Origin of the sequence: Inmirania thermothiophila (genome assembly GCF_003751635.1) — a bacterium.
Lineage (GTDB): Bacteria > Pseudomonadota > Gammaproteobacteria > DSM-100275 > DSM-100275 > Inmirania > Inmirania thermothiophila.
In genome coordinates this window covers 338,669-351,501 of sequence record NZ_RJVI01000003.1, presented here as the reverse complement: position 1 = coordinate 351,501, position 12,833 = coordinate 338,669, and the positions used below count along the sequence as shown (strand labels likewise).

Annotated in this window: 16 protein-coding genes; 5 read left to right on the top strand and 11 right to left on the bottom strand. The window is 75.6% G+C overall.

Annotation, left to right across the window (positions count from 1 at the left end; translation table 11 throughout):
• The first annotated feature begins 83 nt into the window (after positions 1–83).
• Together EDC57_RS12475 and EDC57_RS12470 are read left to right on the top strand one after the other, a co-directional pair.
• Positions 84–941 (top strand): tetratricopeptide repeat protein, encoded by an 858-nt coding sequence (locus tag EDC57_RS12475; protein ID WP_123402216.1) that lies wholly within the window; start codon positions 84–86, stop codon positions 939–941.
• A gap of 50 nt (positions 942–991) precedes the next feature.
• Positions 992–1,672, top strand: coding sequence for a flagellar brake protein (locus EDC57_RS12470; protein WP_123402215.1), 681 nt, complete (start codon positions 992–994; stop codon positions 1,670–1,672).
• 9 nt (positions 1,673–1,681) lie between these two features.
• Here EDC57_RS12470 and EDC57_RS12465 read toward each other — a convergent pair whose 3' ends face one another.
• From EDC57_RS12465 to dapA, 11 genes are all read right to left on the bottom strand, one after another.
• Entirely contained in the window at positions 1,682–2,407 is a 726-nt protein-coding gene (locus EDC57_RS12465) for a DsbC family protein (protein ID WP_123402214.1), read from the bottom strand.
• A gap of 83 nt (positions 2,408–2,490) precedes the next feature.
• A complete protein-coding gene (gene xerD / locus EDC57_RS12460; RefSeq protein WP_123402213.1) occupies positions 2,491–3,384 on the bottom strand; it encodes a site-specific tyrosine recombinase XerD in 894 nt (297 codons plus the stop codon).
• The gene (locus tag EDC57_RS12455; RefSeq protein ID WP_123402212.1) at positions 3,374–3,859 is read right to left on the bottom strand and encodes a methylated-DNA--[protein]-cysteine S-methyltransferase; all 486 of its coding nucleotides are present in this window, start codon (positions 3,857–3,859) and stop codon (positions 3,374–3,376) included. Before EDC57_RS12455 ends, xerD begins: the two co-directional genes overlap by 11 nt.
• 9 nt (positions 3,860–3,868) lie before the next feature.
• On the bottom strand, positions 3,869–5,584 hold the full coding sequence (locus EDC57_RS13345; protein ID WP_123402211.1) for a hypothetical protein: 1,716 nt from the start codon (positions 5,582–5,584) through the stop codon (positions 3,869–3,871).
• Positions 5,581–5,925 carry a 50S ribosomal protein L19 gene (gene rplS, locus EDC57_RS12445; RefSeq protein WP_123402210.1) on the bottom strand — a complete coding sequence of 115 codons (345 nt, stop codon included), beginning with the start codon at positions 5,923–5,925 and terminating at the stop codon, positions 5,581–5,583. The genes EDC57_RS13345 and rplS overlap by 4 nt, the downstream gene beginning before the upstream one ends.
• 43 nt (positions 5,926–5,968) lie before the next feature.
• Positions 5,969–6,721: a tRNA (guanosine(37)-N1)-methyltransferase TrmD gene (gene trmD / locus EDC57_RS12440; RefSeq protein ID WP_123402209.1), complete on the bottom strand. Its 753-nt coding sequence runs from the start codon at positions 6,719–6,721 to the stop codon at positions 5,969–5,971.
• 13 nt (positions 6,722–6,734) lie between these two features.
• Positions 6,735–7,259 carry a ribosome maturation factor RimM gene (rimM, locus tag EDC57_RS12435; protein WP_123402208.1) on the bottom strand — a complete coding sequence of 175 codons (525 nt, stop codon included), beginning with the start codon at positions 7,257–7,259 and terminating at the stop codon, positions 6,735–6,737.
• Between the two features lie 15 nt (positions 7,260–7,274).
• On the bottom strand, positions 7,275–7,535 hold the full coding sequence (rpsP, locus tag EDC57_RS12430) for a 30S ribosomal protein S16 (RefSeq protein WP_123402207.1): 261 nt from the start codon (positions 7,533–7,535) through the stop codon (positions 7,275–7,277).
• 101 nt (positions 7,536–7,636) lie between these two features.
• On the bottom strand, positions 7,637–8,398 hold the full coding sequence (locus tag EDC57_RS12425) for an MBL fold metallo-hydrolase (protein ID WP_123402206.1): 762 nt from the start codon (positions 8,396–8,398) through the stop codon (positions 7,637–7,639).
• Positions 8,399–8,400: 2 nt separating this feature from the next.
• Entirely contained in the window at positions 8,401–9,426 is a 1,026-nt protein-coding gene (gene bamC, locus EDC57_RS12420; RefSeq protein WP_148051463.1) for an outer membrane protein assembly factor BamC, read from the bottom strand.
• 5 nt (positions 9,427–9,431) lie between these two features.
• Complete coding sequence (gene dapA, locus EDC57_RS12415; RefSeq protein ID WP_123402204.1) at positions 9,432–10,307, bottom strand: 4-hydroxy-tetrahydrodipicolinate synthase; 876 nt, start codon at positions 10,305–10,307, stop codon at positions 9,432–9,434.
• A gap of 110 nt (positions 10,308–10,417) precedes the next feature.
• On the opposite strand from dapA, the gene EDC57_RS12410 reads away from it, so the two are divergent.
• Genes EDC57_RS12410 through EDC57_RS12400 form a run of 3 tightly spaced genes read left to right on the top strand, consistent with a single transcriptional unit; the run spans position 10,418 to position 12,828 of the window.
• Complete coding sequence (locus tag EDC57_RS12410) at positions 10,418–10,948, top strand: glycine cleavage system transcriptional repressor (protein ID WP_123402203.1); 531 nt, start codon at positions 10,418–10,420, stop codon at positions 10,946–10,948.
• Positions 10,949–10,960: 12 nt separating this feature from the next.
• The gene (locus EDC57_RS12960) at positions 10,961–11,428 is read left to right on the top strand and encodes a peroxiredoxin (protein WP_123402202.1); all 468 of its coding nucleotides are present in this window, start codon (positions 10,961–10,963) and stop codon (positions 11,426–11,428) included.
• Positions 11,429–11,475: 47 nt separating this feature from the next.
• On the top strand, positions 11,476–12,828 hold the full coding sequence (locus EDC57_RS12400) for a PhoH family protein (protein WP_123402272.1): 1,353 nt from the start codon (positions 11,476–11,478) through the stop codon (positions 12,826–12,828).
• Positions 12,829–12,833 lie beyond the last annotated feature (5 nt).

The window sequence follows — 12,833 nt, the reverse complement described above, 5'->3', positions numbered from 1 at the left end:
GCGGGCGGCGCCGCCCCCATATCGGGTCGCGGTGGCATTTCGGTATCATTGAAAATTCTGAAGTACCTGCGGGGAGGACGGCCGTGAGCGATGCTGCATGGATCCTCGACGTCGATGCCGCCGGCTTCGAGCGGGAGGTGGTGGAGCGCTCGCGCGAGCGCCCCGTGGTGGTGGACTTCTGGGCCGCCTGGTGCGGACCCTGCCGCGTCCTCAAGCCGGTGCTGCGCAAGCTCGCCGAGGAGTACGCGGGCCGCTTCGTGCTCGCCTTCGTGGACGTGGACCGCGAGCAGGCGCTGGCCGGCCGCTTCGGCATCCGCGGCGTGCCCACGGTGAAGATCTTCCGCGACGGCCGGGTGGTGGACGAGTTCTCGGGCGCGCTGCCCGAGTCGGCGGTCCGCGAGGTGCTCGACCGCCACGTCGCCTCCCCCCGCGCCGAGCTGCTGGCGCAGGTGGCCGAGGCGCGCCGCGCCGGCGAGCCCGCCCGCGCCCTGGCCCTGCTCGAGGGGGCGGCCGCCGAGGGCGACGACGAGCTCGCCCTGCTGCGGGCGGAGCTCCTCGTGGAGCTCGGCCGCCTCGACGAGGCCCGTGCGGCGCTGGAGGCGCTGCCGCGGACGGTGCGCGAGGGGGCGGAGGGGCGCGCCCTGGCGGCGCGCATTGAGTTCGCCTCGGCGGCCGCCGGGGCGCCACCGCTCGAGGCGCTGCAGGCCCGCGTCGCCGAGGCCCCCGACGACCTCGAGGCCCGCTACCTGCTGAGCGCCCGCCACCTGCAGGCCGGCCGCTACGAGGAGGCGCTGCAGGAGCTGCTGGAGATCACCCGCCGTGACCGCCGCTTCCGCGACGAGGCGGGGCCGCGGGGGATGCGCGCCGTCTTCGATCTCCTCGGCGGCGAGGGGGAGCTGGTCCAGCGCTACCGCCGCCTGCTCTCCACCGCCCTCTACTGAGCGGCGGCGCCGGCCCTGGCGGGGCCGGGGGCGCGGGTTACAATCGCTGCATGGGCGCCGATCTCGTGGACAGGCCGGATGTCGCCGTGCAGCTCAGCCCCGAGGCCGGGGAAACGCTGCCCATCGGCATCGGCACCCCCCTGCAGGTGGAGGTCAAGGGGCTCGCCGCGCACCTGCGCAGCCGCGCCGTGGGCATGGTCCCGGGCGAGTGCGTGATCCTCACCGAGCCCGTCCTGCCCGCCGGCCACGGGCCGCTGCGGGCGGGGCAGGAGCTCATCGTGCGCTATCTCTACGAGGGCACGGTCTTCGCCTTTCCCGGCACGATCCTGGCGGTGGTGCCGCGGCCCCTGCGGATGCTGGTGACCACCTACCCGAAGGTGGTGGCGAAGCATCGGCTGCGCGCCGACGACCGCGTCGGCTGCCGCCTCCCGGGCAGCCTCGTGCTCCCGGACGGGGCGCGCGTGGAGGTGATCGTGGTGGACCTCAGCCGCGGCGGCTGCCGCTGCCTGACGCGGGCCGAGGCGCCGGAGCTGGAGCCCGCACGGGGCGAGGATGCGCGGCTCGAGCTGGCGCTGCCCGGTGCCGCCGAGGCGCTCGCCGTGCGCTGCCGGCTCCGCAAGACCGAGCCCGTGGCCGACGGCCTCGCCCTGGGGCTGCGCTTCGACCCCGACGACGTCGATGCCCAGGGGCGGCTGGTGGACTTCCTTGAGGCCCTCGCCCCGCCCCGCTGAGGCGGTCGCTCAGCCCCGCTCGAGGATCTCCAGCAGGCGCTGCGGCGGCACGTAGCCGGGGATCATGCGCCCGTCCTCGCGCACCAGCGCGGGCGTCCCGGTGACCCCCACCTGGCGGCCGAGCCGGTAGTGGCGCGCCACGGGGTCGTCGCACGTGCGCTCCGGCACCGGCCGTCCCTGCTTGGCCTCGGTCATGGCCGCGCGCCGGTCCTGCGCACACCACACCGCCACCGCCTTGCGGTAGGACTCGGAGCCGATGCCGGCGCGCGGGAAGGCGAGATAGCGGATGCGGATGCCGAGGCGGTTGTATTCGGCCATCTGCGCGTGGAGTCGGCGGCAGTAGGGGCAGTCGATGTCGGTGAAGACGGTGACGGTGTGGCGGGCGTCGGCGGGCCCGTAGACGATCATCTCCGACTCCGGGACCTGCTCGATGAGGGCCCTGCGCTGCCCGGCCCGCGCCTGCTCGGTGAGGTTCGCCCGCGCCTCGAGGTCGATGAGGTCGCCCTGGAGCACATAGCGGCCGTCGGCGGTGATGTAGAAGACGTCGGTGCCGTAGACCGCCTCGTAGAGGCCCGGCACGGGGCTCGCCGCGACCCGGTCGGGGCTGCGGTCCGGGAGGATGCGGGCGAGATGCGCCCGCACCGCGGCGAGCGCCGCCTCCTCGGCGCGCACCGGCAGACCCGCCGCCAGCGCTAGCGCGGCGCCCGCGAACAGCATGCGAAGGCTTGCAGCCATGGATCCCGGCTCCTCTGAAGGTTGGGGGGGCATGTTAGCGCAGATCCCGCCCCTTGGACCGCGTCCGGCCGCCAAGATGCCCCTCAGCCGCGGGGATGGTGGCGGCGGTGCAGCTCGCGCAGGCGCGCCCGCGCCACGTGGGTGTAGATCTGGGTGGCGCTGAGGCTCGCATGCCCCAGCAGCATCTGCACCGAGCGGAGATCCGCGCCGTGGTCCAGCAGGTGGGTGGCGAAGGCGTGGCGCAGGGTGTGGGGCGAGAAGGGTCGCCGGATGCCGGCCTGCAGCCCGTAGCCGCGCAGGCGCTGCCAGAAGGCCTGGCGGCTGAGCGGGCGGCCGCTGCGCGAGAGGAAGACGAGGCTCGTGAGCCGGTCCGCCCTCACCAGCAGCGGCCGCGCCTCGCGCAGGTAGCGCTCGAGCCAGTCCACCGCGTGCTCGCCCAGCGGGACGAGGCGCTCCTTGGCCCCCTTGCCGACGATGCGCACCCAGCCCTCGCGCAGGGCCACCTGGTGGAGGGCGAGCCCCACCAGCTCGCTCACCCGCAGCCCCGTGGCGTAGAGCACCTCCAGCATGGCGCGGTCGCGAAGCCCCAGGGGGTCGGCGACGTCGGGCGCCTCCAGGAGCCTTTCCACCTCGGCCTCGCTGAGCAGGGCCGGCAGGGGGCGGCCGATGCGGGGGCCGTCGATGCGCGCCGTGGGGTCCTCGTCGAGGCGGCCCTCGCGCACCTGGTGGCGGTAGAAGCGGCGCAGGGCGCTCAGGAGCCGGGCCCCGGTGCGCGGGCGGGCCCCGGCGGCATGACGGTGGGCGAGGTAGCGCAGGACGTCCTCGCGCCGGGCGGCGAGCAGGCCGCGCCCGCCGAGCCAGCGGGCGAAGGCGGCGAGGTCGCTGCGGTAGGCGGCCAACGTGCGCTCGGACAGCCCCCGCTCGCTCCAGAGCGCGTCGAGGAAGCGGTCGAGCAGCTCGCCGTCCTCAGGGCGCAAGCGCCACCCCCTCGTGCGCCAGCAGCCAGCGCTTGACCGCGACCGCCGCGCCGCCGCGCGCGCCGGCAAAGCCCCCCGGCCCCCGCGCCGCCACCGCCCGATGGCAGGGCACCAGCAGCGGCACCGGATTGGCGCGGCAGGCCTGGCCCACGGCCCGCGGGGCGCTGCCCAGGGCGCGGGCGAGGGCGCCGTAGGTCACCGCCCGCCCCGGCGGGATCGCCACCAGCGCCGCCCAGACGCGGCGGCGGAACGGCGTCCCATCGACCCGCCACGGCACCTCCGGGCGGTGGCGGGGATCGGCGAGGTAGCGCCCGATCTCGTCCACCGCACGGGCCGCCATGGGGCTGCGCGGCGCGTGCGGCGGCACCTCCTCCGGCAGGAACACCACCTCACGCACCCCGAGCGCATCGACGCGGATCCCGATCCGCCCGAAGGGTGCCGCCATCACCGCGTCGAAGGGTCCCGCCGCCGCCATGGCGGCAGGCTACGACCCCGCCGCGCCCGCGGCAAGCGCCTTGAGGCGCAGCTCGTGCCGGCGCCGCTGCAGCAGGGCCCGCCGCTGGGGGTCGCCCTCCGCCGCCAGCAGGGCGTCGTAGAGCCGGGCCGCATCGCCGTAGAGCCCCGCCGCGGCGAGGGCGTCGGCGGCGCGCAGCCGCGCGGTCACCGCCCAGGGATCCATCGCCCCGGGATCGAGGAGCGTGGCCGAGCGCAGGTAGCGGGCGGCGGCCTCCTCGTGGCGGCCGAGCGCCTCCAGGGACTCCGCCGACCAGAAGAGCAGCTCGCGCTCGCGCCCGATGTCGACACCGCGCCGACGCAGGGCGTCGAACAGCGCCAGCGCCGCCTCGTGCCGGCCCAGGGTCTGGAGGTCGAAGACCACCTGCAGCAGCCGGTCGATGGCCGGGCCGTCGAGCGGCTGGGGCGAGGCGAGCACCCGGGCCAGGGCCTGCGCCCCCTCCTCGGCGCGCCCGCCGAGGATGAGCACCCGCGCCCGCCGCAGCCGCCACGCGAGGCCGTCGCCCCCGCCCCCCGGGGGCGCCTCGACCCCGGCAAGCAGCCGCGAGGCCTCGGCGAAGGCGCCCCGGCGCAGGGCGAGCTCGGCCAGCTCCGCGCGCAGCGCCGCCGGCAGAAGCTCGTGCGGCGGGTGCCCGGCGCCGAGGAAGAGGGCGTCGAGGAGGCGGTCGCCGTCCGGCAGTCCCCGCAGCGCCGCGGCGAGCCGGGCCGCGGCCTCGCCGCGCGCCGCCGGGTCCCGCCCGTGCGCCGCCACCACGGCGAGCAGCCCCCGCGCCGGCACCGGCCGCGCGGCGGCCTCGCCCGCCGCCGCCTCGATCCAGGCGGCGTCGTCGCCCCACAGCAGCCGCAGCCGGTTGCCCTCACGCCGTCCGAGGGCGGCGTACAGCGCCCACAGAGCCTGCGGGCCCTGCGGCACCAGCCCCTCGAGCACGCGCACGGGAGCCGCGGCGGCGAGGAGGCGCTCGCGCGCGGCGGCCGCGGCCTCGAGGTCGCCCGCGGCCTCGGCCACCGCGGCCTCGAGCAGCAGCAGGTCCCCGGCCTCATCCGGGCCGGCCTCGGCGCGAAGCTCCTCGAGGGCGCCGGCCACCGCCACCGGCGCGGCGCCGCCCGCGAGCAGCGCGTGCAGGCGCAGGATCCGCAGCCCGGGCTCGCGCCGCCCCTCCAGCAGTCGCGCCGCCTCCGAGGGGCGCCCGGCGCGGATCAGCACGCGCCCCTGCAGGGCCAGCCACTCGGGGCCGGCCTCGCCGTAGTCCTGGGCGAAGCGGAGCATGGCGGTGTGGGCATCGGCGGGGCGGTCGGCGGCGAGGTAGGCGCGGATGAGGAGCCGCCGCCACGCCCGCAGCGCCTCGGCGGCGGGCGCGGGCTCGCTCCAGATGCCCTCACGCAGGGCCGCGACGGCCTCCTGCGGCCGCCCGAGGGCAAGCAGCGCCTCGGTCCGCGCCGACAGCGCCGGATCCGCCGCGGCGCCCTCGGTGCGCCGCACGATCTCGTCCCAGCGGCGCAGGCGGGCCAGCAGCCCGAGCCGCAGCGCCTCCGCCTCGGCGCCGTCGGCCTGCTCGAGCAGGCGCAGGGCGAGGGCGGGGGCGCCGGCCTCGGCCAGCCGCCGCGCCTCCTCCACGGGCGCCGCGGCGGCCGCGGAGGCGGCCAGCAGGAGCGCGACGAGCAGCCCCGCGCGGGGCCGCCGGGTCACCGCTTCTCCTTGATCCTCGCCGCCCGCCCGGTGCGGCCGCGCAGGTAGTAGAGCTTGGCCCGGCGGACGTCGCCGCGGCGCTTGACCTTGATGGCGTGGATGTTGGGGCTGTAGGTGGGGAAGACGCGCTCGACGCCCTCGCCGTGGGAGATCTTGCGCACGGTGAAGGCGGAGTTGAGGCCGCGGTTGCGCTTGGCGATGACCACACCCTCGAAGGCCTGGATGCGCTCGTTGCGCCCCTCCTTGACCTTGACCTCCACCACCACGGTGTCGCCGGGCCCGAACTCCGGGATCTCCCGCTGCATCTGCTCGCGCTCGAGCTCCTCGATGATGTTCGCCATCGCTCTACCCTCTGTGCCTTGATCGCCGGGGCCTCGGCCCCGCTCACTCCTCGCCGTGCCCTGCCCGATGCTCGGCGATGAACTCCTCGAGCAGCGCCCGGGCCTCCTCGTCCAGCGCCCGCCCCGCCAGGAGGTCCGGACGCCTGAGCCAGGTCCGCCCCAGGGCCTGCTTGCGCCGCCAGCGCCGGATCGCCCCGTGGTCGCCCGAGAGCAGCACCGGCGGCACCCGCCGCCCGTCGATCTCCTCCGGGCGCGTGTAGTGCGGGCAGTCCAGCAGCCCCTCCATGTAGGAGTCCTGGGCCGCCGACTCGGCATCGCCCAGCACCCCCGGGACCAGCCGCGCCACGGCGTCCACCACCACCAGCGCCGCGAGCTCGCCGCCGCTCAGCACGTAGTCGCCGATGGACCACTCCTGGTCCACCTCGGCCTCCACCAGCCGCTCGTCGATCCCTTCGTAGCGGCCGCAGACCAGGATCAGCCCCGGCTGCGCGGCCAGCTCCCGCACCCCGGCCTGGTCGAGCCGGCGCCCCTGCGGGCTCAGCAGCACCACGGGGCTCGCCGGCGCCGCCCGCCGCGCCGCCCGGATGGCGTCGCGCAGCGGCTCCACCTTCATCACCATCCCCGGCCCGCCGCCGTACGGCCGGTCGTCCACCGTGCGGTGGCGGTCGCGGGCGTAGTCGCGCGGATTCCAGGTCTCGAGCCGGACCAGACCCCGCTCCACGGCGCGCCCGGTGACCCCATACCCCGCCGCCGCCCGGATCATCTCCGGGAACAGCGTCACGACGTCGAAGCGCATGGCCCCGGCGCCCCTAGAAGCCGGGATCCCAGTCCACCTCCAGCAGCCCGCCGGCGACGTCCACCCGCCGCACCACCTGCCCCGGCAGGAACGGGATCAGCCGCTCGCGCTCGCCCCGCACCACCAGCACGTCGTTGGCGCCGGTCTCCATGAGGTCGGCCACCTTCCCCAGGGGCGTCCCCTCCACCGTGCGCACCTCCAGGCCGATGAGATCGGCCCAGTAGTACTCGCCCTCGGCCGGCGGCGGAAGCTGCGAGCGCCGCACCGCGATCTGCGCCCCCATGAGGGCGGCCGCCGCATCGCGGTCCGCCACCCCCGCCAGCGCCGCCACCACGCCCTTGCCGTGGCGCCGCCCGCCGACGAGGTCCATCCGCCGCCACCGCCCGCCGTGCCCCAGATACCAGGGGTCGTAGCGGAGGATGCCCTCGCGCGGCTCGGTGTAGGAATAGACCCGCACCCAGCCGCGCACCCCGTAGAGGCCGCTCACGCGGCCCAGCACCACCAGCCGCTCGCCCTCCGCCTCCGGCGCCGCCGCCACGGCGCTGCCGGCTCCTCAGGCGGCCTGCTCCTGCGCCTTCCGCGCCCGCCGCAGCAGCTGCGCCACGCGCTCGCTGACCTGGGCGCCGCGGCCGAGCCAGTGCTCCACCCGCGCCTGATCCACCCGCAGCGGCTCCTCGCCCTCCGCGGCGATGGGGTTGTAGAACCCCAGGCGCTCGATGAAGCGGCCGTCGCGCGGATTCCGGCTGTCGGTGACCACGATGTGGTAGAAGGGCCGCTTCTTGGCCCCCGCGCGCGCAAGACGAATCGTCACCATCGCGTCCCAAACCCCCTGTGCGCGGCAGGCCCCGATGGGCCCGCCATCGAAAACCGCGTATTGTACGCCTCCGCGGCGAAAAGAAAAGGCGCGCCGGGGCGTCAGGGCGCGAGGGCGCGCCAGCCGAGGCCCCGCGCCTGCTCGGCCACATCCACCTCCTCGGGCCGGCAGCCCAGGACCGCGGCCAGCGCCGCGCGGGCGTGCCCCGGCGTGTTGTTGGTCTCGCTGAGGTGCGCCGCCACCACGTGCCGGAGCCGGTGGTGGTCGAGGCGCGCCAGCAGCGCCGCCGCCTGGCGGTTGCTGAGGTGCCCCCAGTCGCTGCGGATGCGCCGCTTGAGCGGCGGCGGATAGGGGCCCTCGGCGAGCAGCCGCTCGTCGTGGTTGCACTCGAGGACGAGCCCGTCACAGCCGTCGAGGACCGCCTCCATGTGCGGGGTGACGCTGCCGGCGTCGGTGACGATCCCCAGCGTCGCCGCGCCGTCGCCGAGGAGGTACTGGACGGTCTCCCGCCCGTCGTGGGGGACGACGTAGCTTCGCACCTGCAGCGCCCCCACGGCGAAGGTCTCCTCGGGGACCACGGTGCACACCTCGACGCCCTCGAGCCCCGCCCCCAGGCGGGTGCCGGGCGTGCACCAGACCGGCAGGCCGTGGCGCCGCGCCAGCGGCCCCGCCCCGGCGACGTGGTCGCCGTGCTCGTGGGTGAGGAGGATGGCGTCGAGCCCCTCCGCGGCGAGACCCAGCCGCGCCAGGCGCCGCTCGGTCTCGGCGGCGGTGAAGCCGCAGTCGATCAGCACCCGGGTGCCGCCCGCCTCCACGACGACGGCGTTGCCGCGGCTGCCGCTGCCGAGGATGGCGAAGCGCACGGTCAGCGCAGGGCGCCGGCGATGCGCCGGGCGAGGGCGGCCGCCTCCTCGTCCGGGGCGGGGCCGCCGTCGGCGGCCGTGATCACCACCCGCGATCCGCCCTCGGCGCTCAGCACCGCGAGCCGATAGGGCCCCTGCGCGCGCTCGCCGCGGCCGAGACCGAGGCGCGCGAGGAGACCGCCCCCGCCCGGCAGCACCGGCGCCGCGGGCCGCACCAGGTACGTGCGGGCCTCGGCATCGCGCGCCTCCACCACGAAGCCGCCGCGGTCGAGGGCCAGGCCCAGGAGCCGCCAGGCGCGGTCGGGCTCGGCCCCGAGGCGCAGCGACCCGCCCTCGACCTCGACCGCCACGGCCTCGTCGCCGGCGGCGGCCAGGGCGGCCTCGGCCGCCTGCCGCGGCTGCCCGAGGGCGGCCATGAGCCGCACCAGCATCTCCGCCTCGAGCTCGGGGTCGCGCGGGCGCATCACCCAGCGGCCGGTGCCGATGTCGCGGTTGCCGCGCGCCCCCTCGATGACCTCCTCCGCACCGTAGTGGGTCAGGAACACCAGCGTGGTGCCGGGACGCTCGCCGGGCTCGAGGCGGACCCGGTAGCGGTCGCGCGTGTTGGTGGAATAGAGCTTGGGCAGGATGCGGTAGAGGAAGCCGCCGCGGATCGAGGCGCGGTTCTCGGCCCACTCGGTCTCGAGGATCCCGAGCGCCGGCTCCTCGTGCGCGATGGCGAGCCCCTGCTCGGTGAGGAAGGCGCGCACCCGGCCCCAGACCTCCGCGGGCGGGGCCTCCACCTCCAGCCAGCGGTAGGTCCCGGCGCGGCGGACACGCACGCCGGCGAGCTCGTAGGCGGCGGCGACCCCGGCATCGGGCGGCAGCGCCGCGGCCTGGGAGGCGTCGGGCGCGGCGAGCGGCGGCGGCACCTCCAGCTCGGGCATGGCCCGCGCCTGGCCGTAGTCCACGCGCCGCTCGTTGACGTAGCCGGAGCCGCCGCAGGCGGCCACCGCCAGCGCCAGCGCCGGCGCGAGAAGCGGCCGCACCCGCCTCACAGGACGCCGGCCTCGCGCATGGCCTCGCGCACGGTCTCGTGATGCGCCTCGGACAGCCAGGTGAGCGGCAGCCGGATCCCGGGCGGGATGAGGCCGAGCTCGTGCACGGCCCATTTCACGGGGATGGGGTTGGATTCGACGAAGAGCGCCTTGTGCAGGGGCGCGAGGCGGGCGTCGAGCTCCCGCGCCCGCTCGGCGTCCCCGGCGAGCGCCGCCTCGCAGAGCGCGTGCATGGCCGCGGGGGCGACGTTGGCGGTGACCGAGATGTCGCCCTTGGCGCCCGCGAGCATGAGCTCGGCCGCGGTGGCGTCGTCGCCGCTGTAGACGTCGAGGCGGTCGCCGCAGCGGGCCATGATCTCGCGCCCGCGCTCGATGCTGCCCGTGGCCTCCTTGATGCCGACGATGTTGGAGATGTGGGACAGCCGCTCCACGGTCTCGGGCAGCAGGTCGCAGGCGGTGCGCCCGGGCACGTTGTAGAGGATCTGCGGGATGGGTACCGCCTCGGCGACGGCGCGGAAGTGGCGGTAGAGCCCCTCCTGGGTGGGCTTGTTGTAATAGGGCGTGACCAGCAGGCAGGCATCGGCCCCCGCCTCCATCGCCTCGCGCGTGAGCTCGATGGCCTCGGCGGTGGAATTGGAGCCGGTGCCGGCGATGACCGGGATCCGCCCCCGCACGAGGTCCACGGTGCGGCGGATCACCTCCACGTGCTCCTCCATGGAGAGGGTCGCCGACTCCCCGGTGGTGCCCACCGAGACGATGGCGTCCGTGCCCTGCTCGATGTGGAACTCCACCAGCCGGCGCAGGGCGTCGTAATCGACGCTGCCGTCCTCCCGCATGGGCGTGACCAGAGCGACCATGCTGCCGCGAAACATCTGCTCGCCTCCCCGGGTGCGGAATGGCGGGGATGGTACTTGCGCCCCCCGGGGGTGACAAGGCGGCCGCCGGTGTACACTTGCGCCGTGGACGAGGGAAGGGTGCCGACATGAAGCAGCAGCTCGTCATCTCCGCGCTCGGCGAGGACCGCCCGGGCATCGTCGAGGAGCTCTCGCACACCGTCCTCGAGGCCGGCTGCAACGTCGAGGACAGCCGCATGACCGTGCTCGGGGGCGAGTTCGCGGTGCTGCTGCTGGTCTCGGGCAACTGGGCCGGCATCGCCAAGCTGGAGGACGCCCTCGACCGCCTCGCCGCCGAGGCGGGGCTGACCCTGGTGCACAAGCGCACGGCCCCCCGCCCGCCCGCCGCCGACCGTCTTCCCTATGCGGTGGACGTGGTCGCCCTCGACCATCCGGGCATCGTCTACCAGCTCGCGCACTTCTTCTCGGAGCGCAACATCAACATCGAGGACATGGTGACCAGCAGCTACGCCGCGGCCCACACCGGCGCGCCCATGTTCTCGGTGCACATGGTGGTGGAGATCCCGGCGGACACCCACATCGCGGCGCTGCGCGAGGAGTTCCTCGACTTCTGCGACGAGCTCAACCTCGACGCCGTCATGGAGCCGGTCAAGGGCTGAGGAGACGCCACCATGGCACGACCGCAGGCGGGCGACCCCGCCCCCGACTTCGAGCTCGAGGCCACCGGCGGCGGCCGCGTGCGGCTCTCGGCCCTGCGGGGCCGCCCGGTGGTGCTCTACTTCTATCCCCGCGACCACACCCCCGGCTGCACCAGCGAGGCCGAGCAGTTCCGCGACCTCCACCCGGAGTTCGAGCGCGCCGGCGCGGTCATCCTCGGCGTCTCCCGCGACGGCATCCGCAGCCACGAGCGCTTCCGCGCGAAGCTCGGGCTGCCCTTCCCGCTGCTCTCGGACCCGGACGAGGCCGCCTGCACCGCCTACGACGTCATCCGCGACAAGACCCTGTACGGCCGGAAGGTGCGGGGCATCGAGCGCAGCACCTTCCTCATCGACGCCGCGGGCACGATCCGCCGCGTCTGGCGCAGGGTCCGGGTGGCGGGCCACGCCGCCGAGGTCCTCGAGGCGGTCCGCGCCCTGTGACGGCCGTGGGCGGGCGGCGCCTCTACGTCCTCGACACCAACGTGCTCATGCACGACCCGACGGCGCTGTTCCGCTTCCAGGAGCACGACGTCTTCCTGCCCATGGTGGTCCTCGAGGAGCTGGACGACCACAAGCGGGGGCTGTCGGAGGTGGCGCGCAACGTCCGCCAGGTGAGCCGCTTCCTCGACGAGCTCATGGCCGGGCGCGACCCCCGGGAGATCGAGCAGGGCCTGCCCCTGCCCGCGCCGGGCAACGGCGGCGACGGCCCCGCGCCGCGCGGGCGGCTCTTCTTCCAGACCCGGGTCCTGGACGCCGCCCTGCCGCGCGCCCTGCCCGGCCACAAGGCCGACCACGACATCCTCGCGGTCGCCCTCGCCCTGCGCGACCGGCTCCCCGAGACCACCGTCGTCATCGTCTCCAAGGACATCAACCTGCGCATCAAGGCCGCGGTGCTGGGCCTCAACGCCGAGGACTACCGCGGCGACAAGGTCCTCGACGACGTCAGCCTCCTCTACCGCGGCTACCGTCCCCTGCCGCCGGGCTTCTGGCAGCGCCAGGGGAGCGGGCTCGAGTCCTGGAGCGAGGGCGGGCGCGCCTGGTACCGCGTGCGCGACCCCGAGGCGGCGGCGTGGTATCCGGGCGAGTTCGTCTACGACGAGGGCGACGGCCTCGAGCTGGTGGTGCGGGGCCACGAGGACGGGGCCACCCTGCTCGAGCTCGCCACCGACTACCGCGAGGGGGGGCGCGCGGTGTGGGGGATCCACGCCCGCAACCGCGAGCAGGGCTTCGCCCTCAACCTGCTGATGGACCCCGAGATCGACTTCGTCACCCTCCTCGGCGCCGCCGGCACCGGCAAGACCCTCCTCGCCCTTGCGGCGGCGCTCGCCCAGACCCTGGACGAGAACCGCTACCGCGAGATCGTCATGACCCGGGTCACCGTCCCCCTCGGCGAGGACATCGGCTTCCTGCCCGGCACCGAGGAGGAGAAGATGACGCCCTGGATGGGGGCGCTCATGGACAACCTCGAGGTCCTGGCGGGCGGCGCCGGGGGCGGCAGCTGGGGGCGCGGCGCCACCCAGGACCTCATGCGCAGCCGCATCAAGGTGCGCTCGCTCAACTTCATGCGCGGCCGCACCTTCCTCGGCACCTTCCTCATCCTCGACGAGGCCCAGAACATGACCCCGAAGCAGATCAAGGCCCTGGTCACGCGGGCCGGCCCCGGCACCAAGGTGGTCTGCCTCGGCAACGTGGCCCAGATCGACACCCCCTATCTCACCGAGACCACGTCGGGGATCACCTACGCCGTGGACCGCTTCAAGGACTGGCCCCACAGCGGCCACGTGACGCTGCAGCGGGTGGAGCGCTCGCGCCTCGCCGACCACGCCTCCGAGGTGCTCTGAGGTCC